Below are 26,771 nucleotides of genomic sequence, written 5' to 3'. Positions count from 1 at the left end.
AAAATGTGGAAAGACGTATCTTTTGATTTTTTATCAATTGCCATCGAATTAACTGTCTTGTTTTTTATCATTTCATTTGTCATAAGTATTCTTCAAGGCTTGATACCATATGAAAAGCTTGAGAAGTATTTATTCCATTCCAATAAAGTAGTGGGGGCATCAGTAGCTATTTTAATAGCGTTTATCACTCCATTTTGTTCCTGCTCAACGATACCAATAGTAGTAGGAATGCTTCAGAAAAAAATGAGATTTGGTTTTGTCATGGTATTCCTTTTTGCATCACCTGTTCTAGATCCAACAATTCTCACGCTAATGGGGGCACTTTTAGGTTGGAAAGTCGCGGTTCTGTATACCATTTTAACAACAGTCTTTTCTATCATTATTGGCTTTACTCTTGAGGCACTAGGCTTTGAACGTGCTGTTAAAAATGTCATTGTCAAGGGCCTACCTAAAAACGAGAAAAGGTTTGATTTTAAAAAGGCTTGGGAAGAGACATTATCTCTGATGAAAACCGTTTATCCGTATCTCATTATTGGAGCTTTAATTGGTTCATTGATTCACGGTGCAATTCCAGCTGAGTTTATTTCTACCTATTTGGGAGGAAATGAGTGGTGGTTAATTCCTGTGGCAGCGATTATTGGAATTCCGCTTTATATTCGCTTATCGACCATGATTCCAATCGCTCAAATCATGGTTGCAAAAGGAATGGCACTAGGTCCGGTTATGGCTATTATGATCAGTTCAACAGGGGCGAGTTTACCAGAAGTGGCTCTATTAAATTCTATCTTTCAGAAGAGATTAGTAGTCGCCTTTTTACTATCAGTATTCACCATGTCTACACTGTCAGGCACATTGTTTTATTTAGTATAGGGTATTACCTAACTAAGGTTTGTATATAAATGCAGGAGGAGATAAGTATGTTTAAAGGGTTTTTATTCAAAAAGAATGGTTCGAAGAAGGATTGTTGTGAGATTACAATTGAGGAAGTGAAAGAGAACAAGGAACTGACGGTGGAAACAACTGAGTGCTGTAAAAACCAAAAATCATGCTGTAATTAATATAAAAATACAAAAGTCGAATTCCTCCTATGTGTAGAATTCGACTCTTTATTTTTATAATGATTGACCTGTACCTATGTTTGTGGAATTTTTTCCTTTTACCTGCTTAAGTGTTGCTACAATTAGAAAGCTAACAATCACCAATAAAAGCCATGAGCTCACCTTTCCAAGATGAACGAGACTCCATGCATTGGTTTGGTTCGGATATTCCCAAGCTCCAAAGAATGTTGCAATGTTTTCTGCTACCCAAATGAAAAATCCAATGAGTACAAAAGACAGGGCAAGGGGCATCCGGTAACGAGTTCCATTCACTTCATAGGACACCCATGATTGCCAAAAGACTATGATGACAAGTCCGGATAACCACCATCGAATATCAATCCAATAGTGATGGGTGAAAAAGTTTAAATAAATCGCTGCTGCTAGAGGTACAACTACCAAGAAAGGGGGCCACTTAATTAGATGAACCTTTAGTCTTCTCCAGGCCTGGCAAAGATAACTTGCTACACTTGCATACATAAATCCACTGTACAATGGTACGCCAAAAAGTTTCATATATCCCTCTTCTGGATACGACCAGGAGCCCATCTGTGTTTTGAAAAGTTCAAGCGCAAGCCCAATAAGGTGGAACAAGGTGATAACCTTTAGTTCATCTCGTGTCTCAAGTCCGGATTGTACCATCCACCATTGCATGAAAAGGCAGATGATGAGCAGCCAGTCATACCGAGGTAGGAAGGGAAGTGGTATGACTTGAGTTAGCGCCAACGAAGCAAAAATAACAACAGGAAATAAACAGGATAAGGCTTGCTCCCATCCAAAATGAACAAGTTGTTTTATAGCACTCATGGTTTTGAACCTCCAAACATTTTTTCTGAATTTACTATAACACTTGTGTTATTGTTTTACAATAAATATATATTGAGTTTGGTTATGTTGTTATTGTTAATTTTATATTGTCCAAAAGAAAAAGCATTCCTCAATAAAAGGGAATGCCGTTTTTAGAAAACTTATTTTTTTATAACTGGTTTTACAACAGAGTGCGACTGATTATGTTTAGTACATATCAAGTATCTTTTTCTGTATCAGAATCTAACTGGTACCCATCTCTGCCATGTGGATCTGGAGCTTTTTTTAAGTGCTTTGTAGAATCTTTCTTATTTCTTTCCATGTGACCCTTCGCATTCACTTTCGAATCTCGTAACATTTGACGTACCTCCACATTGTTTTGAAAATCTTCTCTATCCTATTTTTCCAAACCAACACATTAATATGCCAGGTCGTTCGGAACACCTGCCTAAAAAGGTGGAGGGGTGATAAAACATATTCAATCATGATCGCCCATGAATGCCTTTATCTTTTTGGATATTTTTTAATTTTGCTGGGGTGACATCATTAAAGTCATCATCCACTACTTTTAACCCCTCGATGGTATTACGCATACCACCACGAAAAGCTTCGATATATGCTTTACGTAATGCAATTTGTTCGTTTTGTTCGGAAAGGGACAAGCCTTCATTTTTTGCTTTTCTTGCTAATTCATTTATGCGTTCAATTTGTTGTTTTGGAAGCATGTTGCTTTCTCCTTTGTTATGGCGTAATTACATATAAATAATTCATTTTTCACTACTACCTTAGGCATACATTGTCAGTAACAGATAAATACTATATTATCACTTTCAAAAATCGGAGGAAACATCGTGAATAAAAGTCAACTGGACAAAATCGAAACGATTAGAAAAGCAGAGGTAGAACAAAGTGAAAGATGGTTTAGTTATTGGCAAGAGTACTCTAACTTCCACACTTGGCAATTTTGGGTCGTCTTGGCAATGTTTTTGATTCCACTACTTCTATTAGTTTTGTTCATAGACCGAAAAAAAATCTTCCAACTTGGCTTTTATGGATATAGTATACATGTCTTTTTTGCAATCAGTGATGCAATGGGTGTAGTACGGGGGTTATGGATATATCCGTATAAACTACTTCCAGGTCTTCCGTCAAGTGTTAGCCTTGATGCATCGTTTGTTCCTGTCGCTTTTATACTTCTCTATCAGTTCGTTCTTAACAAAGGGAAGAACTACTATATCTGGATGGTATTACTTTGCCTAGCATTTGCCTTTTTTATTAAGCCTCTTATGTTAGGGATTGGACTCTTTCGCTTTGGTGGTGAGGAGAACTTTTTGATGTTATTTTGGTATTATCTAGCAATTGCTCTTATTGCAAAATGGATTACTGACATTTTTCTATATCTGCATAGAACAAACAAATGGAGTTTATCCCATAAATTTAACAAGTCATAAAATCTGAGACTACCTAGTTAGGGTAGTTATTTTTTTGCGGAAAAAAGATTCTTGGAACAGGTACACAAAAAACTCAAAAAATAATGTATGATTATGTAGAGATATTGATAATATTACACTTGCTAGAATATTCACAGAGGAGCTTATCAGTTACATGAACCAAGAATTTCTTTATATTATTCTCATCATTTCACTTGGATATCTATTAAAAAGAGTACATATTTTAGAAGAAAAAGATGGGCAGGTTATTTCGAAACTCATATTTAAAATAACATTACCTGCACTTGTACTTGTCACGTTTGACTCTGTCGAAATCGATACGACGTTAATTTTGTTGCCAATTATAGTCCTAATTTACGGTGTGGTTACAGCATTACTGGGCTTACTCATTTTTAAAAATGAAGAAAGAGAACTTAAAGGCTCTTTTTTGATGATGAATTCAGGCTTCAATGTTGGTTTATTTGCATTTCCACTGGTTTTTGCCATTTGGGGAATAGATGGACTAACTTACTTTAGTATGTTTGATGTGGGAACATCATTTATTGTTTTTGGAGTCTCCTATATACTTGGGAGTTATTTTTCAAAAGAAGGATTACGTCTGAAGCCTATAGAGATTGTAAAAAAGCTTGTAAAGTCAATCCCATTACTAGCATATATTATAGCAAGTGTCTTAAATTATAGTGGAATCAAGCTACCGACTATGTTTATTGAATTGGCAAGCACGATTTCAGGTGCGAATATACCGCTTTGTTTACTACTATTAGGACTCTATTTGAATTTTAAATTCGAAAAACAACTGATTCGTCCCATTTTAAAATTTTTAGCATTCCGCTATGGGGTGGGCTTGGTTGTAGGGTTTACATTGTTCTTCCTACTTCCATATGATGACATGTTTCGTTATACGATTGTGATTGGACTGTTATTACCAGTTGCTGCATCAGCTGTTACATTTGCAATCGAGTTTAAGTACAGTACGGAAAACGTTCGATTAATAGCGACTACATCAAATATTACAATCTTGGTAAGTATTGTGATTTTGTATCTGGCTGCTAACTTTTTGTAGAATTATAGATTGTATTAGGCATGAAGCTTATTTTATTGGGACAAACAATTTGTCTCCGATAAGGAGTTGGTAAAATGAAAGTAGAGATGCGAATAGCCAGGATGTTAGCTGAGAATGTTGACGGTTTTATAAAGTTCGTTCAGGAAACCTATGAGAATCGAAATAAGAGTTATATAGAAAATCCAGATAAATTGTATCAAGTAAAACTCCTGGTTGAAGAATATAAGTTTCAGCTTAATGCAGACGAACTGTTACGGATCAATCAATTTTCGTGGGATGAACGATACACAACAATACTAGTTGACAGTATTCGAGAGGGAAGGGACGTAATTGAAGAGTACGTAAATAATCACTATGCTGATTTGTTTATTGTTAGTGCTAGACTTCATACAATAAAAGACCTTTGCACATATTTTTCCAAATAAAGAAAAGCAATGCGATTCAATCTTCTGTGAATAGCATTGCTTTTCTATTGGTAGTTGGTTTTACTTAGCTGCTTCTACATTAAATGGCTGGTCATAGCCTGCATATCCAGGAATTGACCAGATACCAATTTTGGAATTTTCCGCCTGCTCCATTGCAGCAGTGTAGTCATCAAGATATTTTTGATCGTCGTAAATATAGCGTACGGTGGCTAATCCTTCTTCAAGCAGTATTTCTTGTACGCTTTCGCCAGTAGGCAGGAAAACGTAGGAAAGTAATCGATCATATTTATCTCGACTATCGCCTTTTCCTAATTCAAGTGTGATTTCCTTTCCTTCCACCAATTCATTTAGGCGGTCTCGGGCTTCTTCTGCATAAGGCATGGAGCCCTTAATCTCACTCGAATCAATTAATAAAAATCGAATAGACTCTTTTTTTTTCGTTCACGATGGCTTTACAGGTATCACCATCATAGCAAGATGTAATTGTGGCTGAAACGACTTTTTCTTCATTGACCTCTGTAGGTAACTCTTTTAATTGCTCAGTCAGTTTTTCAACTTCTCCAACTATATCAGCAGCATCTCCAACTGCATCACTAAATTGCTCTAATTCCTGTGAACCCAATAGTTCACTAGTTTTTTCACCTGAATCTGCAAGTTCCTTGATCCCGTTGACATCGACGGATTCTGAGCATGCTACTAGTGTTGAGATACATCCCAATAGGAGTAAGCATTTAAATAATTTCTTCATGGTGATTTTCCTCTTCTTATGTGGATTATTCTCTATGCATGGTAACATGTGCAAGACTATTTTTCTAGATTTTTGTCGTGTTATATGAAAGAAAAAAATACACCACGAACTATTGTTTCATCTAGTTTTGTTCCGTAAACCAAAGAGTAGCATTAGAGCACCATTTCCAAACAATAATGCAGTTAAACCAATTGTTAGAAAGGCTATGTCTGGTGCAAATAATTGGATGGAATGCCAGGGTGAATAACTAAAATGCTGTAACATTGGAATCGTCAGTATGGAAAGTACTATTAATAAAACACCAACTATTGTAGTTGTTTTGCGATATCTTATTTCTATACTAGCTTTTATTTTTAGTAGCAGTCGTACAAGGGTTCCGATGAGTATCAAAAGCAAAATAGAAAGAAAGATTTGGATGGTAGGCATATGTCCTTCCACGACTGTGGGTTCCTCACCATTCATGATTGAAATTAGGCCATTTCGAAAATGCAAGAGTGCTGCTTCTTCTAAGATATGTTCCTTATTTGTTAGGATAACGGCTCCCCATTCTTTTTTAGGATAGAAGAAAATGTCTGTCCTAGAGTCGGGGGTGGATCCGGAATGCCAAATCATTTCATTCTCTGAACCGGGTTCTGTAATTCTCCAACCAAAGCCATAATACCGTGTTTCACCGGTTTGTACTTGAGGTGAAAAGGAAAGGTCTAAGAGTTCCTCTTGAACAAGTTTTTCTTCGTCTTTTTGAATCAAGGCCTTTAAATAGTTCACCATATCATTTGCGCTTGCAGTAATGTAACCGTATGGGGCTCCACCATTGTCATATGCCGCAGAACTCTTAACAGGAAAACCGAACCAGGATTGGAAGCCTGATTGATACCCTCTTTCATAGGCTTTTTCCAAATTAGCTGCCGCATTCCTCATTTCTAAAGGTGTAAAGATTTGTTCGTCTATAAAATCAGCGTACGATTGACCTGAAACTGCTTCAATTAAAGCCGCAAGTATTGTGTAATTTGCGTTGCTGTATTGATGCACAACTCCCGGATTTTCCGTCAATTCAATATCTGAGAGTGCCTGAAGACTCGTTTGGATTGCATCGGCAGCGTCGGAACCTAAATCAGATATAGACAAACCATCAAAAGTAGTAATTCCACTCGTTTGTGTAAGTAGTTGTTTAATCGTTATTTGTGAAGCAGCTTTTTGATCTTGTAACGTAAAGGAGGGAAGGTGTTGGACTACGGTATCATCTAAATCAATTACGTCTTCCTCTACAAGTTTCAGTGTAGCTAGAGCTGTCAGTGATTTACTAATAGAACCTAATAAAAAAGGAGTATCTGCTGTAACTTCTCTTTCATTTTCACCAGTAATCCCAAATGATTCGGCGTACGTTACTTTGTCATTTTCGATAATGGAAATTGATGCACCAGGGATACGGTGTTCTTCCAAATAATCCTTAATATATGAATGTAAACTTGAAGAAGGATTCTCGGCGTAACTATAGGAAAGCGGCAACAAGAACAAAAGCGTAAGAACGAGGAAGTATGAAAATCTTTTCATCTTGTGAACCTACTCCGTAACAGAAAGGAAACCAATATTGATAGAATAAGAGCTGTGAAAAAACTAATCATGACCAATAAGGTATTCCACCAAGGATTCACGTCAATGTGATACAGAATATTATAATCAAAATTTCTGTTATCACTGAAGGACTCTGTTAAAAATAAAGATAACAGTACTTGACTAAGTAGGTATACAAAAAGGAAAGCAATAACCCCAAAAGCGACTGGAAGATATGTTGATTTTGGGCTTTTGCTTTGTTGAGTATCAATACTGTATAGCTCTAAATAGTCATTCACGATGGAATCAGAGTCACCCAGCTGTTCAATACTATCCTCACCATTTTGTTGAGAGGTCAAGATATGGTCAGTGAGCTGTTCTTTAATACTTTCAAGATTATTCCTATTTATCTTATGTTTTTTTAGTTCCTTAATGACTTTATCTACATACTCTATTTCGTTTTTACGTAACGTTGCCATTTCCATTTACCTCCTCAACGTTGTCAATTAGTAAGGATTTAATGTCTTTTTGAACATGTAACCATTCTTCTATCTTACTCATTAGTGCGAGCTGTCCGTTTTCATTTATTTCATAGTACACTCGCACTTTTCCATTTTCCATTAACTCTCTTGATATATGTACCCATTCCTGATCATTGAGCTTTGTGAGGATTGGATAAATACTGCCTACTCCTTTCAATTTTAAATTATGTTTTTCCAATTCTTTCATAATTTCATACCCATAACTTTTCTTCTTAGATAAAATCGCTAACACACACATTTCTAAATGACCTTTAATTAAACTTGTTCTTTCCATACTATAAATGTAATACAAATATATACTTGAATCAAGTATATATTTGTAAAAAGAAGGTAAAGAGTAAAAATTAATATCGGAGGTTATGAAGGTGTAGATGATACTTGACTTATTCAACTTACAATTATAAACTTACTTACATAAAGTAAGTTGAATACACGAATCTATTTTACCTATAGAAACACGAAGAGAGAGGGAACCCTTGTGAATCAAGAAAAGAAGTTCGAAATTGGGATCTACACGCTTGCAGATATAGGACCAGATCCACTAACTGGAGAGACAGTGACTGCCAAACAAAGGCTAGATGAGGTGATACAAGCAGCAAAGCTTGCAGATGAAGCGGGGCTTGATGTGTTTGGAGTAGGGGAACATCATCGACTTGATTATGCAGTTTCTTCTCCAGCAGTCGTGCTAGCAGCGGCTGCGCAAGCGACAAATCAGATCAAACTAACAAGTACGACTAGTGTGTTAAGTACGCTTGATCCGGTTCGGTTATTTGAGGATTTTGCAACAGTTGATTTACTATCAAATGGACGAGACGAAATCCTAGCTGGTCGTGGTGCTTTTATTGAATCATTTCCGTTATTTGGGTATCACACAAATGATTACGATGAGTTGTTCACTGAGCATATGGATTTATTGATAAAGCTAAATAAAAATGAGGTGGTAACGTGGTCAGGGAATTTCCGCCCGCCGCTACGTAATGCTGAAATTTCTCCACGTCCCGTTCATGGGGAAATTCCAATCTGGATTGGAGTAGGGGGCACACCGGAAAGTGCTGAACGTGCAGGTCGATTTGGTGTTGGCATGGCGTTAGCCATTTTAGGGGGAGATCCAAGACGCTTTAAACCACTCGTTGATATGTATCGTCAGGCTTGAATAGAGGCAGGACACTCACCTGATGCATTAAAAGTAGGGGTTACGGGACATACGTATATTGCGGAAACAACAGAGAAGGCAAAGGACGAATTTTATCCGTATTATTCGAACTACTGGGAGTATGTAAACCGCCAACGTGGAATGGGCACGAGGATGTCACGGAATGATTTTGAGAGAATGGCTAGTCCAAGCACTGCGTTATTTGTAGGAAGCCCAGAGCAAATCGTGGAAAAAATTCTTCATCAGCATGAGTTATTTGGTCATACACGTTTCCTTGCACAAGTAGACATTGGTGGGTTACCTTATGTAAAAGTTGCAAAAAGCATTGAACTACTCGCAACTGAGGTTGCGCCAAGGCTTAGGAAGGCTTTGGAATAGGGCTCTTATCTATTGGATAAGGGCTTTTTTTATGCAAAAAAGCGTTCACCCATAATGGATGAACACTGAAAAATGAAGCATTTAGTTAAAGTTAATTAAAAATTTTTCCATCTTATAGATCCGTAGCCTGTATGTGGATGAGCATTTGCTTGAACTTTAAAGTATTCGAACTCTAATTCCGATAGCGATAGCTCAAAAAGTTGTTTTCCATCTTTTTTATACTGGTTAAATTCGATTAATTTCTGTATAATATCGTCTTTTCTTTTCTCAACAGTTTCTTTCAATAAAGACATTAGTAACCTTCTCCTCTCAAAATAACGATCATTTACAAGAAGATAAGAAGAGGTTTTATAACATAGGTGATAACCTCACTTATCTTTCAAGCTTATAAGCTTGCTGGATTTAGCACAGTATTCGAATGAATCTGTTGCTGAGGTTTCAATGGGCCAGTCCCTCTACCTCTCTGGATAAGTTTATATATATAGTTTAACTTTATTAATCCTATGTGTCTACTATGAATTGTTCATTTAATTTTATTGTTACAAATCTGCAACAAAAAAGCGTTCATCCTTTAAGGATAAACGCTCCAAATTTACTTACTAATGATTTTAATATCCTTCAATGGCCAGAATACAATATTTGTTGTTCCTATCAATTTATCCATTGGAACCGCTCCGATGTGACGGCTGTCCATGCTGTTTCTTCGGTTATCTCCCAGGACAAACAAATGTCCTTCAGGTACAACCTCACTTTCGACTGGTGTTTCTAAGAGGGTAAAAGAATTCGTAAGTGGGCCATCTATTACTTCTTGCTTATAGCGATCTAAATAAGGTTCTTCGTACGGCTTTCCATTAACAAACAACGTGTCGTCTCTATATTCAATTCGATCTCCAGGTAATCCAATTACACGTTTAATATATCTCTTAGTCTCCGTAGCTTGAAAGACGACAATGTCAAATCGTTCTGGTTCGCCAATTTTCGTTACAAGCATTCTGTCCTGGTCATGCAATGTAGGATTCATGCTTGCACCTTGTACGACTGCTGGTGTAAAGAGGAAGGTGCGGATAATAATTGCCAAAATTATTGCAATAAATAATGCCTTGATCCATTCCCAAATCTCATTTTGTTCCTTTACCAATTCGACTCAACCTCCCGAACTAATCATTTCATTAGTACAATAATAACATGTTTTACCATAGAGTATTATATATATTCAGTGCGTAATCAAAAAAAATGAAGGGAAGTGGGACAATCAATCGATTGGAGATGATTTTTCATACCACTAATTAATCAACATTGGTTAAAACGATACATATAAAATAATAGATATAGGATTTAAACTTTATTCAATAACTGTAAGGAGATAATAATGGGAAAACTTATTCCATTTCCAAAACCCAAAATCAAATTAACCACAGAGGAAACACTAGAATATCAGGAAATAAAGCAGGAGATTGAAGAGATTAAGGGGTTACGAGATTTGTATTATTGTAAAAGAAGAGTGAAAGATTTTTTGCAAAAGGTCAAGGGTAGAAGTGAAGGTAATATGTAAAAAAGGCAAGCAGCAAAATCATTTGCTCTTGCCTTTTATTGTTTTATTTCAGTACTTTTTTGCGTTTGTTCTTCTTCCTTCGCCTCAAACACTTCTTTTGACACCTCATTCAGTTTATTTAAGAACCTGTTAAAGCCAAAGCCTACAAAAAAGGCAAGACTGATTTGTCCATATGGACCATCTACATTATTTGTGAATTCAATGAGTAAAATACCGCTTTGGACTAAGGTGACAGCAATGACTGCAGTTCCAGTTGCGAAGATTGGATAGAAGATATACATCACCCAATCTCGATAGTTTGATAACTCATCTTTCCGATAATGTGAACAAAACATATACAAATGTCGCAATGAACCACCGATGGAACCAGCTAAAAAGTAATATAAAAAGATCTCAATATCTGAAATGAAAGGGAACGTGTCTTCGAGTGCCCCAATCCAAAGTAACCCTATTGCAAAGAAACTTCCGAAAAATAAAAAGGAAAGATATGCTAAGATTAAAATCTTTACCCATCTTTTCAAGCAATCACCCCATTATCGACAGTGTATGATGGGATGAATTCGATAATGTGTTTTCCACTAAAAGTTAGGCTAAAATGACTAAATGGACATTGTAAAGTTCCTTTGATACATTAATCATTTGTAGGTTCGGAACCTTTTATGGTTTAAACCGTATATAAAGAGACAAGTAAAGTGGGACAAGGAACCTGTCCCAAAGGAGAAAAGAGGATGAAGAAACAGAATGATGGGTTGAAGCCATTTATTAGGCTTATTTTATCAACGAATATCCCAAAGGTAGCGTTAACGATTGGGTTGTTAGGTAGCATTATTACGACACTAGTGGGACTCTCGATTCCATTGCTAACGCGGGAGCTGGTGGATGGATTTTCTGGTCTGTCGATTAATGTTACGCTTATTGTGATAATTGGAGTTGTATTTATTTTACAAGGTGTGATTGATGGGGTGTCGACATACATGTTGGCAGCTGTTGGGCAACGTATTGTCGCACGCTTGCGTGAGAAAATGTGGGAAAAACTCATTCGTTTGCCAGTCAGCTACTTTGATAAGCAGCAAAGTGGAGAGTCTGTCAGCCGAGTGGTGAATGATACAGGAATTGTGAAGGATTTAATCTCACAGCATTTTCCACAGTTTATTACCGGGGTTATCTCCATTATCGGTGCGATTGTTATTTTACTGATTATGGATTGGAAAATGACGCTCCTCATGCTTATTTCAGTCCCACTTACCATGGTTATCATGATGCCACTTGGAAGTAAAATGGCGAAAATATCTCGAGGGTTGCAAGATGAAACAGCTACATTTTCCGGGAGTATCCAACAAACCATTAGTGAAATTCGTTTAATGAAATCCTCAACAGCAGAAGTGTTCGAAGAGGATAAAGGAATCAAGGGTGTACGGAAATTACTTACATATGGATTAAAAGAGGCGAAGATCTTCGCGCTAATCGGTCCTATCATGTACACAATTGTCATGATTGTTATTGTAGTTATTATTGGATATGGAGGAATACGAGTAGCCAATGGGACGATGTCCACAGGTTCTCTAGTTGCCTTCTTACTCTATTTGTTTCAAATAATTTTTCCAATCACGTCCTTTGCGATGTTTTTCACGCAGCTGCAAAAAGCAAAAGGTGCAACTGAACGGATTATCGATATCATAGAGCTTCCATTAGAAGAAGGTCAAGAGGGACAAGATAAGGATATTTCAAATTTACCGATCCATGTTAATCATGTATCGTTTGGTTATGATGACGAGGAACCTGTCATACACGAAGTCTCGTTTGAAGCTGAGCCTGGTCAAATGATTGCATTTGCGGGACCAAGTGGTGGTGGGAAGTCGACGTTATTCGGGTTATTGGAGCGCTATTATGAACCAACTTCTGGTGAAATCCGAATCGGCGATACACCCATTCAACAGTTATCGTTAGAATCTTGGCGGAATCAAATCGGCTATGTGTCTCAAGAAAGTGCCATGATGGCAGGCACGATTCGTGAAAATCTATGCTATGGATTAAAAAACGGGGACAAAATACCAGATGAACGTTTATGGGAAGTAGCAAAAATGGCGTATGCAGATGAATTTATTCGTTCCTTTACCCATGGATTAGATACTGAAGTAGGGGAGCGTGGTGTGAAATTATCTGGCGGACAAAGGCAACGTATTGCCATTGCTCGAGCATTCTTACGAGATCCAAAGATTCTCATGATGGATGAAGCAACCGCAAGCTTAGATAGCCAATCAGAGGGCATTGTCCAAGATGCACTATCACGCTTAATGGAAGGCCGTACAACCTTCGTTATCGCCCATCGATTGTCTACAATCGTAGACGCCGACCAGATCATCTTCATCGAAAAAGGTAGAGTAACAGGCAAGGGGACTCACCAACAATTAATTGAGACACATGAACTGTATCGTACCTTTGCTGAGCAGCAGTTGACGTAAGCTCAAAACTTACTTTTAAAAGTAAACTAGTTACTTTTTTCAAAATAAACCAATCAATAAAAGCGAGTAAAAGTGATGTATGTCATCTTTACTCGCTTTTTCTAGATTATCATAAAAAGAAATCTACATGTGCTTTTTACTAGTACCTATTTCGAATTAGTATACAACACATTGATTTGCTTAACCTCAAGCTTTGCGCCTTGCCCGAATATTCGATTACTCTCCTGACTTTCGTTATCGACAAATTCTAAAGGAGTAGGTACTCCCTGTAAAGGATCAAAATAGAAATTTTCTTCAGTAGACAGCTTTATTAAACCTTTCCCATTCTCATATGCATCCATTAGAGTAAACAGACCTAATCCAGCTACCAATTGGTCTGGTTTTACAAGTTCTTCTTCGCCACCATGATCTAATATCATATATTTTCGATCAATGTGGTGGCCAATTTTATCAACTTGGAAGACTTTGCTGTTATCAATATACCAACTGACAGTTCCTTTGTCCTTATCATAGGAGATTTTTAGGCGGTGGACATCCTCTGGATTCCGTTTCTTTACTGGGATTTTGTAAGAAAAAGCAGCATAATTCCCAAGTGTAGCCCTTCCTAAAGGAAGACGCTCATAAAAGGCGTAAATTTGATCATTGGTAATGAAAAAATCAAACACCATAAATGATTCCATATCCATCGTATTAAACGCAAAGCTTGCCAAACGAATGTCATTTGAATCCTGAACGGCTTCACCAAAAGGATGAGTGTTTGTGCCGTATGTTCTACCAGAAATCCATGTCTCGAATGAGAGTTCCTTGCCTGAAATCGCGTCAAAGCCAGGAAATCCCTTTGATGAGTAATGATTCATGTAGGCTAACCATTTTACATGGTCGATTGCACCCGGTAGACCACCATTTGCGTGTTCTTGAGCTAATGTTCTTGTAAATGCCGGTTCGCCAGTCGTAGGATGCGTCCCACTAGAAACGACTTTTAATCCCTTGTTGGAGGTTGTTACAGTTCCGTCATTGCCTGTATAAGTACCTGCAAAAAATAAAACCACTTGTCTTCGGAAAAACCTTGTGAGAAATCATCCCACTTAATCAACGTAGTACCCGGGTTTGAGACTACACTTGCAGTTGAAGAAGCACTAACAAATGAAATGGCACTGAATGATAATAAAAGGGTTAAAGATCCGATCATAACCTTTTTGAATACCTTGCTCTTCATGTGTAAACCTCCTTTTTGTTTATTGACCTAAACTAAAATAACGAACAATTCAGTTCTTTAAAAACGACGATTTCTTTAAATTATATTTATAATAATTAAAATACTGTTACTAAATAAAACGACAAATTCTCTTATCTAATGGACGTCGTCATTCATCTATGATTATATTAATAAATACATAACATAAAATGGTAAATAGGTAAGTAGTTTAGAGGTTAATTTAACAAGGACGGTGTTACCTTGATCAAACCAGGAAAAATAGCGAAACAGTTGAATCAACTGACTTTTTCTCTGTTATTGTCAGGTTATAAACGATGTAAACCTGATTGGTATAAACCCTTCCGTGAGCAACCGCATTTTTCCCTTTGGTTTATCACCAAGGGGAGTGGGGAAGTTACGGTGGACGGAACGAAACATAAGTTGAAACCAGGGAAACTCGTGATTTTTACTCCCGGTATGATTTGCGAAAAAAAGACGTCACAATCCAATCCACTTGAATTCTATTTCGTTCGCTTTACATATGCCGTGGCGTTTGAAGATAAGGAAAAATGGTATTTTGAAACACCTGAAAATACCACATTCCCATTAAGGGGAGTATTCTCGATTACAAATACTGGGAACATGATTCATTTATTGGACCAAATCCATCACCTTTCTAAACGAAGAGGCCCTACAGTTGCAATTCAGCGTAAATTGCACTTTCAAGAATTATTGCTGATGATTCTACAGGATTTTCGTTCTCAAAAAATTGCTGGGGATTCTACAATGGCGATTGAGACGACGATTGAGTATATGGTTAACAATTATCACAACCACATGACATTATCAGACTTAGCACAAATGGCTGGTTTGAGCACGAGTCATTATGCACGTTTGTTTAAAAAATACGTTGGGTATAGCCCTATTGACTATCTAACACATGTACGCATAGACCGGGCAAAAGAGCTATTAGCGATCTCAGATTTTAGAATTAAAGAAATCAGCCAGAGTGTCGGGTATGAAGATGAATTATATTTTAGTAGAATTTTTAAAAGAATCGTAGGTGTATCACCGACCCAATTTAGTGATAATCATAAGACGCTCGGAAACACAGTTAAAAGATGATAGAAAGTAGTATCGGAGCTATTACATATATCCAAAATGATTGGAGTATATTAGAGATTTGTTGTAAGTGCCTTTACGAAACTCAAATTAATAGTAGACAGGTAATAGATTCTATTGGACATTAAAAGTGAATATCCGAGGCTAATTCGTAGGTGAAAAAAATTATAGATCTGTATTTATTCTTCTGAAAGGAATCATTCTTTCGTTAATCTGACGTTGCAGTTGCTTTAACAGGTGGTGTTTAAATTGAATTGAAAATAAAAAAATTTTTTAGTATACATTGGAGATATAATAGCTATTGTTTTATTGTCTTTCTATCTCTTTATTTTCCATTTTTTATCGTTTGGAAGTTTTTTATTTGATAGTCCTTTAGATGATAAAATTGTTATGAATTTTTCAAGCTGGATACTGCCAATATTTATGGTCGGCATACTTTCGTATATATATATCAAGTTTTTATGGGGTGAAAAATGGTTTAAAAAGATAAAAATCACCATCCTTATGATTGGATTTAGTATTTCCAGTTTATTTAATGTGATTTGGGCATTACTTCATTTTGATATTGAAGACCTTAACAATCTCTTTGTGCAATTATCAGGATTAGTCGTTACGGTAGTGTTGTTATTGTTCACCAACTCTGAAAGAAAAAAATTAATAAACTAAAGTCCTCTAGCTGAAAAATATATTCAAAAGAAATAGTTCGATAATTTCTGATCTGTTTTTATATACAATAACCTGCAAATCGCATTGAAAATTAACTCCCTAAATTAGGTATTTGTGATAGGCAACTGAATCTAGTAGAAAAATGGATGCTTTTTGGACTACAGGGCTTTTAAAGTAGGAAATGACTTACCTAAAGAGAAATAGTATTACGTAGGGGAGGGAGGTTACCATGACGTCTATTTTATACACTGTGCTATTAATAGGTAGCTGTTTATTTTTGATGAAGAAAAAGGTCGATACAGAATCTAGTTTTACATTAAAAATAATTGGCTATTTTATCGTTGGTTCCTTCGCCTTTACTTTCAATCAGATTGCAGTACCACTTGGGTTTATCGTTTATTTGCTATTTTTCCGACCGAAGTTAAACGTTCGAGTAAAACGATTAGCAGCAATATTTGGTGTCCTTACATTTATAGTTGTTCATTGGATTATCCCATTCGCTATTCATGAGTGGGAAAGTAGAGCACTACTCATCGAACGCAATATTGGTTCAATCTATACATTGAATTTTGATGCTGAATTTGAAAAGATTAAGCAAAAATTAGAGGTTGAGAACAACGCTGTAAAGCTTCAAGATTTTAAAATAGAGTATCTTGAAAATGGTCAAATTACAGACGTTAGTTGGCAAATTCTCAGATACAGTGACAGTAAGTATCATCTCTATCAAATACAATATGATTTCGCCAAAAATAGGTATGAAATTAGGGGGCATGAAGTAGATGAATGGCTCCAATACAATCGTTTAGTAGAGGGGGACCGTTTCTTTGAAAATCTAAATGTCCTTGATATGAAAGATATTACTCAATCTAAGGGTAGTTTTTCTTCCTATGTTATCCACAGTACGGGGGAACGTGTCCACTACGGTATAGAAGATAGAGAGCATTTTGTTATATCTAATGGGGAGATTCAAGTAGTAGACAATGAGCAGTTGCCTGTTGAAGCCTATTATATTTCAATATTTGCAATGCATAAAACAGAGGAAGAGAGAGATGAACAAGGAAATATCATCTACGAAAGCTTTGAAGGGACAGCAGTATCTGAGTATCTATTTGATGTAAATGTCGTAAAGAAATAATGATTGTTTGTAGATTAGCATTATATTAATTAAAGAGTTAAATAAAAAATTGAATTAGTACCTCCAAAAAAGCTCATCCTAAAATAAGAAAATTTTAGGAGGGGATTTACTTGCCGGAAAAATCTGCGATTACTTCGTCTGAATTAGGCACATTATGGCTGACATTTCAGGAAAAAACAATGGTTTTACGTGTGCTTGAATATTTTATAGAAAAAGCGGATGACGAAAAAGCCAAAGAGATTATGACTACTTTTTATCAAGAGGTCACAAATTATGTAAATGTTATCACTGAGATATTTCAGAAAGAAGAGGCTGTGATACCAGTTGGTTATACGGCTCAAGATGTTAATATGGACGCGCCTAAGTTATACGATAATGGTTTTGATATCATGTTTGTTCGATTATTAAATGAAATTAGTATGGGCCTTCACTCATTAAATATTACGATGACTTTTCGCGAAGATATTGTTTTGTTAATGAAAGATTTAACTGCAACCACTCAAAAATATTACAATCTCTGCACACAATATTTGCTTGAAAAAGGGTTACTTGTAAAGTCACCGCATGTTTCCATGCCAAAAGCAGTTGAGTTTGCGAAAGGTACCAGTTATTTGAGCGGTAACTCTATGAATCCTTTTACTGAAAAGCGAACGTTAAATACGGTAGAAGTTGCTCAAATTCATCATGCGATTGAATCGAATATCTTAGGACTGCAGATGATTTTAGGTTTTGCTCAATGTGCAAATGAAAAAGATGTTAAACAATATTTTAATGAAGGGGCTGAGCTTGCCAAAAGTATTGTAAAGGAACTTAGTGAAACTTTACTTCAATCAGATCTACAAAATCCTCAGACATCAGGCGGCAATGCAACTCGATCAACGGTAGCGCCATTTTCTGATAAGTTAATGATGTATTGCATAAGTCTATTTTGTAGTTTTTCGATGGGGAGTGGTTCTCTTGGTACGGCATTTAGTTTGCGAAATGACTTACCAGCAAAAATGTCTATTTTTATGAAAGATATTTTTGAATATGCTCATAAAGGTGCAAAGATAATGATTAAATATGGATGGTTGGAAGAACCACCACAAATGGAAGAAAGAAACCAAATGACTAAACCTTAAATGTGTACTTTTAGATGAAATGGGATTGATACTATAACGGAAAAAAAGGTTTTGATACGAGGGAAAATTCGCAGCCCTTAGAGTAGTACCTGGCAGACCCATTGTTAGCGAGTGGGTCTGCTATTTTTATACTTGTATAAAGTACAAAATGAATCCACAGTAGAAAAGCAAGTTTTTATGAGGGCATTAATTGGGGAGTTGGATAGTGGATGATTATTTTCTCGAAGGAGAAAGAAAAGAACCTTGGATTGAAAAAATAGTCGTAAAATATCACCGGACAATAGTGACTTATTTTAAAGCACTAACTTCATCTGGTTTTCAGTAGTTGGTTTACGCGAAGGGACACCAGTACGTGAACATTTTTCTTCTGATAATGAGTACGAAAGAAGACGCAGGATCCCAGTGGTACTGGTTTTTTCTTGTAGTACTTAAATTGTTGGAAACATAATTAAAGAACGCTTGGTTACCAAGCGCTCTGGATTAGTAATACATATTCACTCGTTGTTTTTTGGGCTTTTGTTGTTTGTTTTGGCTCATGCACAAACGATAATAGGCACCCTTTTGTTGTATAAGGGTAACGTGATTACCAGACTCAACGATTTTCCCTTTATCTAGGACGAGTATCTTGTCTGCGTGTTGAATGGTCGAGAGACGGTGTGCAATGATGATCGTCGTTCTGTCCTTCGAGATCTTTTTTAATGTATCTTGAACGACAATTTCGGTTTCGGTATCAATATTAGCTGTTGCTTCGTCTAAAATTAATACATTGGGATTGGCAATCATTGCTCGTAAAAAGGACAGTAATTGTCTTTGTCCGGTTGATAAAACGGTTCCTTGTTCACCTAGCAGTGTCTCATATTTCTTAGGTAACGTTTCGAAAAAAGGAGCCATACCAACTGATTTTGCTGCTCTCATAATCTCTTCATCACTAATACTGGAGTTGTTTAGGCGAATGTTATCAAAGACAGTTCCAGAAAACACAAAACTGTCTTGTTGAATAATCCCAACATGTTTTCGTAGATCTCTAATTGCAACATCCTTAATTGGGACTCCGTCAAGTTTTATGCTACCTTTTTGGATATCATAGAATCGATTGATTAACTGGATAATCGAGCTTTTACCTGCGCCAGTAGCACCAACAATTCCGATCGTTTCCCCAGGTTCAATCGAAAAGCTAACATCCTTTAACACCCATTCCTCATTTTGGTACGCAAACCACACATTACTAAACTCAATTTTCCCTTTAACCTTATGTGGGAGTTTACTAGGTTCTGTTTTATTGACAATCGTTGGCTTCGTTTCTAATGTATCAAAAATTCGTTCAGCTGAAGCAAGTGCTGCTTGGATTTGATTAAATCGATCAGCAAGTCCTCGTAATGGTTCGAAAAATTGTCTTACATAGTGAGTAAACGCATAGACAACCCCGAACGTTAGGGCTCCATCCAATACATTTCTACCTCCATACCAGATAAGTAAAGCCATTGATATATTTCCAAATAACCCAATCGATGGATTGAAAATCGAATTAAGTACCGTCTGACGCATACCTGCGCGATAATGCTCTTGGTTTAATTCATTAAATTGCTCCTGTTGCTTTTTTTCCCGAACAAAGATTTGAATCACTTGCATGCCTGTAAGGTTTTCTGCTAAATACGAATTTAACTTACTTAAAATAAAACGGACATATCGTTGGGCATTTCGTATAACCTTTTTAAAATAAAACGTAATGAGCGCAATAAAGGGGATTACCGTAAAACTAATCAGAGTCAGCTTCACACTCATTTGCAACATGATCACTATGATTCCAATCAGCATTAGCACTTCACGTATCAAATTAACAATTACTTGAGAGTATAATTGATTAAGAGCTTCCACGTCATGGGTCATTCTTGTGACGAGTCGACCAATCGGATTTTTATCATAATAGGAGATTTGTAGCTTTGAAAAATGCTTCATGATCGTTTCACGAATATCATAGATGATGGATTGACCTGTATATTGTAAGGAGTTATTTTGAAAATAAGTAAGTACTGACGAGCCGACGATTAATATAAAATAGATGACACCAAGCCAAATCATGCCTGTGTAATCATTCCCGCGAAATAATTGCTCGGCATCTCCTTGTAACGCAAGGGCAGGGAACGTAGTCCCATCAATCGTTATTTGATTATTTTCAACGTGGTAGCTGTTCGAATTTGTGAATCCTGCATTCCATCCATGAACGAGATAATGCACACCTTCGATTTCCACAATCCGTGCTGGTTGAACACCTCCCGGTAACTCACTACCATCACCATTGACACGAAAATACGTATGATCCTCAAGAGTGGCAATTTCCTTCGCTTTGATATTTTCTTGTTGTAGTAGATTACTAGCCTGGCTTGATTCGGATTGGTCGACATATACCATTGGTGCATAGATTCCGTTTATATGGTCATCGATTGCAACCTTTATTAAATAAGGCTGAGCCAGCCCAGCAATAACGATCAGTGCCGTTAACATGAGTGAGAAAATAAAAAGCTTCCGATAAGGTTTAGCAAAAGCTAATATGCTCCGTAGTAATTGTTTATCACTAAATTGTTTTAGTTGTTTTTCATCATTTGTAGCGATCATCTATCCCTCCTTTTAATTGCAATCTTTTTCCCGTTAGAGGAAAGGGGTTGTTGTAAGTCAAGTCCAGTTTGTTGTTGTACATGCATCTTTTTATAGATGCCATTTTTGCTAAGAAGTGATTTATGTGTTCCTCGTTCGACGATCATTCCACCATCCATTACGATGATTTGGTCTGCATGTTGAATCGTAGAAATCCGATGGCTAATAATGATGGTGGTGCTTCCTTCCATTTTTGTTTTTATCGTGTGTAGAATGTTTTTTTCTGTTTTAGAATCAACAGCGGATAAGCTATCATCAAAAATCATAATAGGTGCCCGTTTGATCATGGCGCGAGCAATGCTAACTCGTTGTCGTTGGCCACCTGATAAAGACAATCCACGTTCACCCAATTCAGTTCCAAATCCTTTCGGTAATTCGATAATATCCTGAAACACATGTGCCTGTTTTGCCGCCTGGTGAATTTCTTTGTCATTATAGCCTTTTGGGTCAAACCCTATATTTTCGCTGATTGATGTTGAAAATAGAAAATTGTCTTGTGGTACATATCCGATTGCTCTTCGTACTGTTTTTAATGGAAGATCCCGAATATCATAATGATCAATAAAGATGGATTGTCTTGGTGGATTGTAGATTCGTAGAAGTAGATTCACAAGTGTAGATTTTCCACTGCCTATTTTACCGACGATGGCTAGTGTAGATCCTTTTGGAATATGTAAATCAATGTTTGAGAGTGATGGTTCTGGCTTGTTTTGGTACGAAAAGGATAAGTCTTTAATGGTAATGTCACCTTGAATGGAAGGGATGTTTATAACACCTTCTTCATCCTTAATCGTTGGTTTTGTAGACAAAACCTCACGTAATCGTACATCTGCTGCTGTTCCTTGTTGTAATAGATTAATAACCTTGCCCAAATTCTCAATCGGACCAACAAGGAGAGATAAATACGTATTAAACGCAACAAATTCTCCAAGTGTTATGGTATCCTGCATTACTAATATGGAACCAAACACGATAGATGTCAGATAGCTTATTCCGACTATGCCTTGACTTAATGAGTTAAATAGGGAGTTTGAGCGAATTAATTGTTTGTTTGCGTCTACATTTGCCCCGTTATCCTGTTCAAATTTTTTTAGTTCAGCTCCTTCTTGGACGTAGGTCTTAATAATCCGTATACCCGCACAAAATTCTTGAACCCGACTGGTTAATGTACCAATCGCTTCCTGTACGTGGTTGGAATCCATTTTTATTTTTGCGCGAAATCGGTACGCTAAATACGTTAAGCCAGGAAGGGGGAGAAGGACTAATAATGTTAAGGATAAGTCGATTGTCGTTGCCATCATCACTACTGTTACTGTGATAAGCACGGCGGCTTCTAGGGTTTGAAACACACCTTGCATGCCAACCTGTCGTAAAAGATTCACATCGTTGACAGCATGCGCCATTAAATTGCCAATTCGTTGATTTTGATAATAATCGGTTTGCAGCGTTTCCCAATGAGCAAACAAGCGGCCACGAATGTTTCGTTCCAACAAACGGGATAATCGAAAAATATAGATTCTCCCTGTTGATCTGAAGAAAAAGACACCTAGCCCCACAACAACCATCCAGATGGCTATTTTGATCAACTCTGCCGTATTAGTTGAAAAGCTTTGTAGCCCATCTGTAAACACCTCGAGTAACATCGGTACCACAAGCTGTAGCACAAGTGAAATCGTTACTAAAACAGTACCAACCACATAGCCCCATTTGTTTTGAAACAAATGATCACGAAAAATAGGTTTTATGTCCAAATAATCTCACCTTCTAAAAAATGTCGTAAAACAAGAGTACCGCATAATCCCTAAACCTAACATGGATTTACCTATCAACTTACATGGATTATCTTGCTGTGGACAAAGCAGGGGATTGGGGGAGCTTGGGTCATGTGGGTCAGGGGGACAGGTTCCCTGACCCAGAAAGAAAAAGTGGGTCAGAGGGACGGGTACCCTCTCCCAAAAGACAAAAAAAGAGAGTCTGACACAGAATGTCAAACTCCCTTATATAATGCCCCTGCCAAGGACCTCTATTTTACCACAAATTGCTTTTGGTTTCTTATTTAAAAATTTCATCAATCGCTTGAATTTCATCTGCTGCTAATTCAACGTCTATTGTTTTCAAGTTGTCTAACACTTGTTCAGCGCGCTTTGCCCCAGGAATAACAGCATCAATCTCGTCCCGAGTTAAATACCAGGCTAGCACAAGGTGTGCCACTTCAACTTGTTTTCCATTGGCAATTTCACGTAGCTGTTCTACTTTTTCTAGATTACGTTGGAATGCGTCTCCCTGTAAATGAGGCATATTAGTTCGCAAGTCATTAAATGTCGTTTCTTTATTGTATTTACCGGCTAACAATCCAGCTGCAAGCGGAAAGTAAGGTACAAATGAAATCCGGTGTTCGGCTACATACGGCAGCAATTCTTTTTCTGCAGAACGGTCAATGAGGTTATAGCCACCTTGAAAGACGTCCACATAGCCGTCTTTGTTTGCTTCCCTTAGTTGCTCCATCGAGAAGTTTGATACCCCAATCGCTCGGATTTTTCCTTCTTCTTTTAATCGACTCAAAGCACCGACGGCTTCATCCTTTGGTGTTTTCTCATCAGGGAAATGGATATAAAATAAATCAATATAATCCGTTTGAAGTCGTTTTAGGCTTTCTTCAACCGTTTGACGTAAAAATTCAGGGGAATTATCGAAAACAGTTTTATCACCAAGTAATCGGTGAGCGCCTTTTGTCGCAAGTATAATCTCACTCCGTTTTCTCGTTTCGTTAATGACCTCACCAACTAACTCCTCTGAACGTCCATGACCATATACATAGGCTGTATCGATAAATGTAATTCCATTTTCGATGGCGACTCGTACTAATTCCTTGCCTGCATCTTCGTCCAGATTCGGGTATAGATTATGCCCGCCAACCGCGTTTGTACCAAGACCGATTGGGTTTATGTATAGTTCTGTTTTACCAAGTTGAACGTGTTTTGTCATGTTTCATTACCTCCAAACTTTTTATCATTTCATTATTTTACCATTTTTCATTTGTTATACCTCGTACTTTGTCTTATTTAGAAAAATAAGTGAAACCAAATATATCCTATTTCGTAGAAAGGGTAGTAACATTATCGAATAGGTGGGAAGCAAATGGATCCTCGTATACAAGACTTAATTAATCATACAAAAACGAAATTTGGATTACATGATTATTATCTAGGACGTCACAGTCTTTCTAGAAACGTCAATATCTTTAATGAAACGAACTATACACTGTCAATGGAGTGGTTCCCTAAAAATACCACTGAAGTAGTGGATGAGGATTCGAACCCTGATGGTACGGCGGTGATTGAGGTTAATGTGCATACTGGCAAGTATGATAGCGCTATTTTTGTAATGGGAGAAACCTTTGCAAGGGATGGAATTACGTTTGAAGATCCTGACACCGATACCATCATCAAATGGGTGGAACAAGAAACAGGACTCATCTATGGAAAACAGTTTCAAGTCCATACAGAAAGTGAAGGCGAACTAAGATTTAAAGAATGTATAGAGGGAGTAGCGGTATCTCCATCCGGATTGATTGAGGTGAAGTGGAATCAAGAAGGGCAGCTCACCTCGTTCTCAGTGTATGGCCACTTTCCAACTGAAGAAATAGTAAGGATTGAAACCTACACGTTAATCTTCGAGCAAATTGAAAATCTGGCAAAGGAACAAGTAAAATTACTGGAGTTTCCTTCCTTTGAAAAGGAAAAACTGTATCCTGTGTATGAGGTAGAAGAATTGTATGTATCGAATGATGGAACATCAACGATTCCATTTGAAGTAATAGTCGATCATAATGGATATTTAAAAATCAATAAAACAATTATTTGGGACGAGCCCATTAAGAAGTCGTTTGAGAGAAAAGAAATTAGTTGGGTAGAAGAGGTAACAGCAGAACAGGCATATTCAATTGAGCCTTCTCCTGTTTCGTTTCCAATTTCTAAGGAAGAAGAAGAGAAATGTATTGCAGCAGTCGAGGAATTAGTACGCCAAGAATATCCATCTGACAGCGGAAACTGGATGCTTAAAACACTCCATCGTGAAAAGGGATATATTCATGCGATACTTAGGGCGAACCAGCAGGACAATCGTGTCTTTCAACGAAAATTGATGATCATGATTGATGGGGAGACCCTTAAAGCTGTAAATTATATGGATAATAAACTAATGTTAGAAATGTTTGATCGATTTAAAGAACCCGACCAAGTAGCATTTACGAAAGAGGAAGCTTACGAAAAACTCAAAGACTTGTTTGAGTTAAAACCTTATTATGTGTATGACTTTGGTAAGAAACAATATGTATTATGTGGAAAAATTGATTGTCAATATGGTGTAAATGCGGCAAATGGGGAAGTCGTTAATTTAGATGATTTGTAAGGGTATCTATAAAGGATGGGGAGATGTGTTTCTATGACAAAGAATCTAAAAATTTGTGAAAAAGGACACCACTATTATAAAAGTAGTGACTGTCCAACCTGTCCAACTTGTGAGAAGGAACGCCGCCCAGTAAACGGATTTCTTTCAGTACTCTCGGCACCAGCGAGACGGGCATTGGAACACAATGGGATCACAACAATAGAACAACTAAGCACCTATACGGAAAAAGAGATTCTCAAATTCCATGGTATGGGACCAGCTTCACTACCGAAACTTAGGGCTGCCCTAGAGGAAAATGGGTTATCCTTTAAAAACTAATATGCCTTGGAATCGAAAATAGCAAAATAGTAGATGTTTTCATTAAATCCTCTATTTTTATTTGATAGCCTTACACCTATAATGGAATCAAATAAGAAATATATGGAAATGGGGGATTAGGATGACAGACATTCCAGTAGGCATACAAATGTACACCTTACGAAACGAGTGTGAAAAAGACTTTTTTGGCACCCTACGAAAGGTAGCAGAACTTGGCTATGACGGAGTGGAACTCGCAGGTTTGGGTGGATTTACAGCACAAGAAGTGAAGGAAGCCCTTGATAAACTCAATCTTAAAGTGGCGGGTAGCCATGTTTCACTGGCTGAACTAGAAACCAATTTAGAGAGAGTCATAGAAGAACAGAAGGTGTTGGGTAGTCAATACCTGGTTTGTCCATACATACTCCCTGACCAACGGAATGAAGAGAGTTACAAAGCTCTTATTTCATTTTTACAGGAGGCTGGTGAAGTTTGTCTTCGTGAGGGAATTTCCCTTTGTTACCATAATCATGATTTTGAACTAGAGCCATTATCGGACGGTAAAACAGCACTAGAATCTATTTTTACAAATACAAATCCAGAGTTTGTAAAAGCAGAACTTGATGTGTATTGGCTAACAAAAGCAGGTGAGGATCCGGTGGAGTGGATGCAACGATATCGCAACCGTACACCGTTAATTCATCTGAAGGATATGACACTCGATGAAGAAAAGTTTTTTGCTGAACTCGGTACGGGTGGAGTAAATCTCGAAGGTATTTTACAAATTGGTAAAGAAAATGGTGTGAAATGGTGGATCGTTGAGCAGGATGAGTGTAGACGCGATCCTTTAGAAAGTATTAAAATGAGTCTAGATTTTTTAAAAATGAGGAAGTAAGTACGGAGGCTGCCACTTCTTTGAACTGCCCCCTGTCAAGTAGACAGTG

General features: G+C 37.1%; 31 protein-coding genes, 1 pseudogene and 1 riboswitch. Of the genes and pseudogenes, 16 read left to right on the top strand and 16 right to left on the bottom strand.

Annotated features, from left to right (window positions below; all coding sequences use genetic code 11):
- The first annotated feature begins 3 nt into the window (after positions 1-3).
- Both ACWNMY_RS01610 and ACWNMY_RS01605 read left to right on the top strand, forming a co-directional pair.
- Positions 4-870, top strand: a complete 867-nt coding sequence (locus ACWNMY_RS01610) for a permease (protein ID WP_449536539.1) — start codon at positions 4-6, stop codon at positions 868-870.
- Between the two features lie 47 nt (positions 871-917).
- Positions 918-1,058, top strand: a complete 141-nt coding sequence (locus ACWNMY_RS01605; protein ID WP_449536538.1) for a hypothetical protein — start codon at positions 918-920, stop codon at positions 1,056-1,058.
- A gap of 54 nt (positions 1,059-1,112) precedes the next feature.
- On the opposite strand, the gene ACWNMY_RS01600 is transcribed toward ACWNMY_RS01605, so the two are convergent.
- The 3 genes from ACWNMY_RS01600 to ACWNMY_RS01590 all read right to left on the bottom strand — a co-directional run bounded on the left by ACWNMY_RS01600 (position 1,113) and on the right by ACWNMY_RS01590 (position 2,629).
- Positions 1,113-1,904, bottom strand: a complete 792-nt coding sequence (locus tag ACWNMY_RS01600) for a DUF817 domain-containing protein (RefSeq protein ID WP_449536537.1) — start codon at positions 1,902-1,904, stop codon at positions 1,113-1,115.
- 217 nt (positions 1,905-2,121) lie between these two features.
- Positions 2,122-2,262 (bottom strand): hypothetical protein, encoded by a 141-nt coding sequence (locus tag ACWNMY_RS01595; RefSeq protein ID WP_449536536.1) that lies wholly within the window; start codon positions 2,260-2,262, stop codon positions 2,122-2,124.
- A 124-nt stretch (positions 2,263-2,386) separates the two neighbouring features.
- On the bottom strand, positions 2,387-2,629 hold the full coding sequence (locus ACWNMY_RS01590; protein WP_449536535.1) for a DUF896 domain-containing protein: 243 nt from the start codon (positions 2,627-2,629) through the stop codon (positions 2,387-2,389).
- A 126-nt stretch (positions 2,630-2,755) separates the two neighbouring features.
- Here ACWNMY_RS01590 and ACWNMY_RS01585 point away from each other — a divergent pair, with 126 nt between their 5' ends.
- The 3 genes from ACWNMY_RS01585 to ACWNMY_RS01575 all read left to right on the top strand — a co-directional run bounded on the left by ACWNMY_RS01585 (position 2,756) and on the right by ACWNMY_RS01575 (position 4,843).
- Complete coding sequence (locus ACWNMY_RS01585; RefSeq protein ID WP_449536534.1) at positions 2,756-3,355, top strand: CBO0543 family protein; 600 nt, start codon at positions 2,756-2,758, stop codon at positions 3,353-3,355.
- Positions 3,356-3,509: 154 nt separating this feature from the next.
- Entirely contained in the window at positions 3,510-4,418 is a 909-nt protein-coding gene (locus tag ACWNMY_RS01580) for an AEC family transporter (protein ID WP_449536533.1), read from the top strand.
- A gap of 74 nt (positions 4,419-4,492) precedes the next feature.
- The gene (locus ACWNMY_RS01575; RefSeq protein WP_449536532.1) at positions 4,493-4,843 is read left to right on the top strand and encodes a hypothetical protein; all 351 of its coding nucleotides are present in this window, start codon (positions 4,493-4,495) and stop codon (positions 4,841-4,843) included.
- A 60-nt stretch (positions 4,844-4,903) separates the two neighbouring features.
- On the opposite strand, the gene ACWNMY_RS01570 is transcribed toward ACWNMY_RS01575, so the two are convergent.
- The 5 genes from ACWNMY_RS01570 to ACWNMY_RS01550 all read right to left on the bottom strand — a co-directional run bounded on the left by ACWNMY_RS01570 (position 4,904) and on the right by ACWNMY_RS01550 (position 7,958).
- Positions 4,904-5,224 carry a thermonuclease family protein gene (locus tag ACWNMY_RS01570; protein ID WP_449536531.1) on the bottom strand — a complete coding sequence of 107 codons (321 nt, stop codon included), beginning with the start codon at positions 5,222-5,224 and terminating at the stop codon, positions 4,904-4,906.
- A 22-nt stretch (positions 5,225-5,246) separates the two neighbouring features.
- Complete coding sequence (locus ACWNMY_RS01565) at positions 5,247-5,591, bottom strand: hypothetical protein (protein WP_449536530.1); 345 nt, start codon at positions 5,589-5,591, stop codon at positions 5,247-5,249.
- Positions 5,592-5,708: 117 nt separating this feature from the next.
- Positions 5,709-7,142, bottom strand: coding sequence for a serine hydrolase domain-containing protein (locus tag ACWNMY_RS01560; RefSeq protein ID WP_449536529.1), 1,434 nt, complete (start codon positions 7,140-7,142; stop codon positions 5,709-5,711).
- Positions 7,139-7,621 (bottom strand): hypothetical protein, encoded by a 483-nt coding sequence (locus tag ACWNMY_RS01555; RefSeq protein ID WP_449536528.1) that lies wholly within the window; start codon positions 7,619-7,621, stop codon positions 7,139-7,141. The genes ACWNMY_RS01560 and ACWNMY_RS01555 overlap by 4 nt, the downstream gene beginning before the upstream one ends.
- Complete coding sequence (locus ACWNMY_RS01550) at positions 7,605-7,958, bottom strand: PadR family transcriptional regulator (RefSeq protein ID WP_449536527.1); 354 nt, start codon at positions 7,956-7,958, stop codon at positions 7,605-7,607. Before ACWNMY_RS01550 ends, ACWNMY_RS01555 begins: the two co-directional genes overlap by 17 nt.
- A 204-nt stretch (positions 7,959-8,162) precedes the next feature.
- On the opposite strand from ACWNMY_RS01550, the pseudogene ACWNMY_RS01545 reads away from it, so the two are divergent.
- Positions 8,163-9,215, top strand: a pseudogene (locus tag ACWNMY_RS01545) (LLM class flavin-dependent oxidoreductase).
- 95 nt (positions 9,216-9,310) lie between these two features.
- Here ACWNMY_RS01545 and ACWNMY_RS01540 read toward each other — a convergent pair.
- Entirely contained in the window at positions 9,311-9,508 is a 198-nt protein-coding gene (locus ACWNMY_RS01540) for a Fur-regulated basic protein FbpA (RefSeq protein WP_449536526.1), read from the bottom strand.
- A 76-nt stretch (positions 9,509-9,584) separates the two neighbouring features.
- A riboswitch (SAM riboswitch) is annotated at positions 9,585-9,689 on the bottom strand.
- A 118-nt stretch (positions 9,690-9,807) separates the two neighbouring features.
- The gene (gene lepB, locus ACWNMY_RS01535) at positions 9,808-10,353 is read right to left on the bottom strand and encodes a signal peptidase I (RefSeq protein WP_449536525.1); all 546 of its coding nucleotides are present in this window, start codon (positions 10,351-10,353) and stop codon (positions 9,808-9,810) included.
- A gap of 231 nt (positions 10,354-10,584) precedes the next feature.
- Between lepB and ACWNMY_RS01530 the strand changes: the two genes are divergently transcribed.
- On the top strand, positions 10,585-10,767 hold the full coding sequence (locus ACWNMY_RS01530) for a hypothetical protein (RefSeq protein ID WP_449536524.1): 183 nt from the start codon (positions 10,585-10,587) through the stop codon (positions 10,765-10,767).
- A gap of 35 nt (positions 10,768-10,802) precedes the next feature.
- On the opposite strand, the gene ACWNMY_RS01525 is transcribed toward ACWNMY_RS01530, so the two are convergent.
- A complete protein-coding gene (locus tag ACWNMY_RS01525) occupies positions 10,803-11,288 on the bottom strand; it encodes a hypothetical protein (RefSeq protein WP_449536523.1) in 486 nt (161 codons plus the stop codon).
- 207 nt (positions 11,289-11,495) lie between these two features.
- Here ACWNMY_RS01525 and ACWNMY_RS01520 point away from each other — a divergent pair, with 207 nt between their 5' ends.
- The gene (locus ACWNMY_RS01520; protein WP_449536522.1) at positions 11,496-13,229 is read left to right on the top strand and encodes an ABC transporter ATP-binding protein; all 1,734 of its coding nucleotides are present in this window, start codon (positions 11,496-11,498) and stop codon (positions 13,227-13,229) included.
- 146 nt (positions 13,230-13,375) lie between these two features.
- Here ACWNMY_RS01520 and ACWNMY_RS01515 read toward each other — a convergent pair whose 3' ends face one another.
- Together ACWNMY_RS01515 and ACWNMY_RS01510 are read right to left on the bottom strand one after the other, a co-directional pair.
- Positions 13,376-14,278, bottom strand: a complete 903-nt coding sequence (locus ACWNMY_RS01515; RefSeq protein ID WP_449536521.1) for a DUF6081 family protein — start codon at positions 14,276-14,278, stop codon at positions 13,376-13,378.
- The gene (locus ACWNMY_RS01510; protein WP_449536520.1) at positions 14,230-14,445 is read right to left on the bottom strand and encodes a hypothetical protein; all 216 of its coding nucleotides are present in this window, start codon (positions 14,443-14,445) and stop codon (positions 14,230-14,232) included. The genes ACWNMY_RS01515 and ACWNMY_RS01510 overlap by 49 nt, the downstream gene beginning before the upstream one ends.
- A 240-nt stretch (positions 14,446-14,685) precedes the next feature.
- Between ACWNMY_RS01510 and ACWNMY_RS01505 the strand changes: the two genes are divergently transcribed.
- From ACWNMY_RS01505 to ACWNMY_RS01485, 5 genes are all read left to right on the top strand, one after another.
- Positions 14,686-15,549 (top strand): helix-turn-helix domain-containing protein, encoded by an 864-nt coding sequence (locus tag ACWNMY_RS01505; protein WP_449536519.1) that lies wholly within the window; start codon positions 14,686-14,688, stop codon positions 15,547-15,549.
- A gap of 387 nt (positions 15,550-15,936) precedes the next feature.
- Complete coding sequence (locus ACWNMY_RS01500; RefSeq protein WP_449536518.1) at positions 15,937-16,212, top strand: hypothetical protein; 276 nt, start codon at positions 15,937-15,939, stop codon at positions 16,210-16,212.
- 229 nt (positions 16,213-16,441) lie between these two features.
- Positions 16,442-17,347: a hypothetical protein gene (locus tag ACWNMY_RS01495; protein WP_449536517.1), complete on the top strand. Its 906-nt coding sequence runs from the start codon at positions 16,442-16,444 to the stop codon at positions 17,345-17,347.
- Positions 17,348-17,457: 110 nt separating this feature from the next.
- On the top strand, positions 17,458-18,468 hold the full coding sequence (locus ACWNMY_RS01490) for a DUF3231 family protein (protein WP_449536516.1): 1,011 nt from the start codon (positions 17,458-17,460) through the stop codon (positions 18,466-18,468).
- A 190-nt stretch (positions 18,469-18,658) separates the two neighbouring features.
- A complete protein-coding gene (locus ACWNMY_RS01485) occupies positions 18,659-18,793 on the top strand; it encodes a hypothetical protein (protein ID WP_449536515.1) in 135 nt (44 codons plus the stop codon).
- A gap of 155 nt (positions 18,794-18,948) precedes the next feature.
- Here ACWNMY_RS01485 and ACWNMY_RS01480 read toward each other — a convergent pair whose 3' ends face one another.
- The 3 genes from ACWNMY_RS01480 to ACWNMY_RS01470 form a co-directional block, all read right to left on the bottom strand.
- Positions 18,949-21,081: an ABC transporter ATP-binding protein gene (locus ACWNMY_RS01480; RefSeq protein WP_449536514.1), complete on the bottom strand. Its 2,133-nt coding sequence runs from the start codon at positions 21,079-21,081 to the stop codon at positions 18,949-18,951.
- On the bottom strand, positions 21,078-22,871 hold the full coding sequence (locus ACWNMY_RS01475) for an ABC transporter ATP-binding protein (protein ID WP_449536513.1): 1,794 nt from the start codon (positions 22,869-22,871) through the stop codon (positions 21,078-21,080). The genes ACWNMY_RS01480 and ACWNMY_RS01475 overlap by 4 nt, the downstream gene beginning before the upstream one ends.
- A gap of 301 nt (positions 22,872-23,172) precedes the next feature.
- The gene (locus ACWNMY_RS01470) at positions 23,173-24,105 is read right to left on the bottom strand and encodes an aldo/keto reductase (RefSeq protein ID WP_449536512.1); all 933 of its coding nucleotides are present in this window, start codon (positions 24,103-24,105) and stop codon (positions 23,173-23,175) included.
- A 153-nt stretch (positions 24,106-24,258) separates the two neighbouring features.
- On the opposite strand from ACWNMY_RS01470, the gene ACWNMY_RS01465 reads away from it, so the two are divergent.
- The 3 genes from ACWNMY_RS01465 (at position 24,259) to ACWNMY_RS01455 (ending at position 26,722) form a co-directional block, all read left to right on the top strand.
- Positions 24,259-25,530 carry a hypothetical protein gene (locus tag ACWNMY_RS01465; protein WP_449536511.1) on the top strand — a complete coding sequence of 424 codons (1,272 nt, stop codon included), beginning with the start codon at positions 24,259-24,261 and terminating at the stop codon, positions 25,528-25,530.
- Positions 25,531-25,563: 33 nt separating this feature from the next.
- A complete protein-coding gene (locus ACWNMY_RS01460; protein ID WP_449536510.1) occupies positions 25,564-25,848 on the top strand; it encodes an RNA polymerase alpha subunit C-terminal domain-containing protein in 285 nt (94 codons plus the stop codon).
- A 121-nt stretch (positions 25,849-25,969) separates the two neighbouring features.
- A complete protein-coding gene (locus ACWNMY_RS01455) occupies positions 25,970-26,722 on the top strand; it encodes a sugar phosphate isomerase/epimerase family protein (protein ID WP_449536509.1) in 753 nt (250 codons plus the stop codon).
- Positions 26,723-26,771 lie beyond the last annotated feature (49 nt).

Source organism: Ferdinandcohnia sp. Marseille-Q9671 (assembly GCF_976954385.1).
This window is presented reverse-complemented; position numbering and strand designations above follow the sequence as displayed.

Excerpts from the sequence above, each read along its gene's own strand:
- ACWNMY_RS01610 (WP_449536539.1), top strand. The coding sequence starts at position 4 with ATGTGGAAAGACGTATCTTTTGATTTTTTATCAATTGCCATCGAATTA.
- ACWNMY_RS01605 (WP_449536538.1), top strand. The coding sequence starts at position 918 with ATGTTTAAAGGGTTTTTATTCAAAAAGAATGGTTCGAAGAAGGATTGT.
- ACWNMY_RS01600 (WP_449536537.1), bottom strand. The coding sequence starts at position 1,904 with ATGAGTGCTATAAAACAACTTGTTCATTTTGGATGGGAGCAAGCCTTA.
- ACWNMY_RS01595 (WP_449536536.1), bottom strand. The coding sequence starts at position 2,262 with ATGTTACGAGATTCGAAAGTGAATGCGAAGGGTCACATGGAAAGAAAT.
- ACWNMY_RS01590 (WP_449536535.1), bottom strand. The coding sequence starts at position 2,629 with ATGCTTCCAAAACAACAAATTGAACGCATAAATGAATTAGCAAGAAAA.
- ACWNMY_RS01580 (WP_449536533.1), top strand. The coding sequence starts at position 3,510 with ATGAACCAAGAATTTCTTTATATTATTCTCATCATTTCACTTGGATAT.
- ACWNMY_RS01575 (WP_449536532.1), top strand. The coding sequence starts at position 4,493 with ATGAAAGTAGAGATGCGAATAGCCAGGATGTTAGCTGAGAATGTTGAC.
- ACWNMY_RS01570 (WP_449536531.1), bottom strand. The coding sequence starts at position 5,224 with ATGCCTTATGCAGAAGAAGCCCGAGACCGCCTAAATGAATTGGTGGAA.
- ACWNMY_RS01565 (WP_449536530.1), bottom strand. The coding sequence starts at position 5,591 with ATGAAGAAATTATTTAAATGCTTACTCCTATTGGGATGTATCTCAACA.
- ACWNMY_RS01560 (WP_449536529.1), bottom strand. The coding sequence starts at position 7,142 with ATGAAAAGATTTTCATACTTCCTCGTTCTTACGCTTTTGTTCTTGTTG.
- ACWNMY_RS01555 (WP_449536528.1), bottom strand. The coding sequence starts at position 7,621 with ATGGCAACGTTACGTAAAAACGAAATAGAGTATGTAGATAAAGTCATT.
- ACWNMY_RS01550 (WP_449536527.1), bottom strand. The coding sequence starts at position 7,958 with ATGGAAAGAACAAGTTTAATTAAAGGTCATTTAGAAATGTGTGTGTTA.
- ACWNMY_RS01540 (WP_449536526.1), bottom strand. The coding sequence starts at position 9,508 with ATGTCTTTATTGAAAGAAACTGTTGAGAAAAGAAAAGACGATATTATA.
- ACWNMY_RS01530 (WP_449536524.1), top strand. The coding sequence starts at position 10,585 with ATGGGAAAACTTATTCCATTTCCAAAACCCAAAATCAAATTAACCACA.
- ACWNMY_RS01520 (WP_449536522.1), top strand. The coding sequence starts at position 11,496 with ATGAAGAAACAGAATGATGGGTTGAAGCCATTTATTAGGCTTATTTTA.
- ACWNMY_RS01510 (WP_449536520.1), bottom strand. The coding sequence starts at position 14,445 with ATGAAGAGCAAGGTATTCAAAAAGGTTATGATCGGATCTTTAACCCTT.
- ACWNMY_RS01500 (WP_449536518.1), top strand. The coding sequence starts at position 15,937 with ATGAATTTTTCAAGCTGGATACTGCCAATATTTATGGTCGGCATACTT.
- ACWNMY_RS01495 (WP_449536517.1), top strand. The coding sequence starts at position 16,442 with ATGACGTCTATTTTATACACTGTGCTATTAATAGGTAGCTGTTTATTT.
- ACWNMY_RS01480 (WP_449536514.1), bottom strand. The coding sequence starts at position 21,081 with ATGATCGCTACAAATGATGAAAAACAACTAAAACAATTTAGTGATAAA.
- ACWNMY_RS01470 (WP_449536512.1), bottom strand. The coding sequence starts at position 24,105 with ATGACAAAACACGTTCAACTTGGTAAAACAGAACTATACATAAACCCA.
- ACWNMY_RS01465 (WP_449536511.1), top strand. The coding sequence starts at position 24,259 with ATGGATCCTCGTATACAAGACTTAATTAATCATACAAAAACGAAATTT.
- ACWNMY_RS01460 (WP_449536510.1), top strand. The coding sequence starts at position 25,564 with ATGACAAAGAATCTAAAAATTTGTGAAAAAGGACACCACTATTATAAA.
- ACWNMY_RS01455 (WP_449536509.1), top strand. The coding sequence starts at position 25,970 with ATGACAGACATTCCAGTAGGCATACAAATGTACACCTTACGAAACGAG.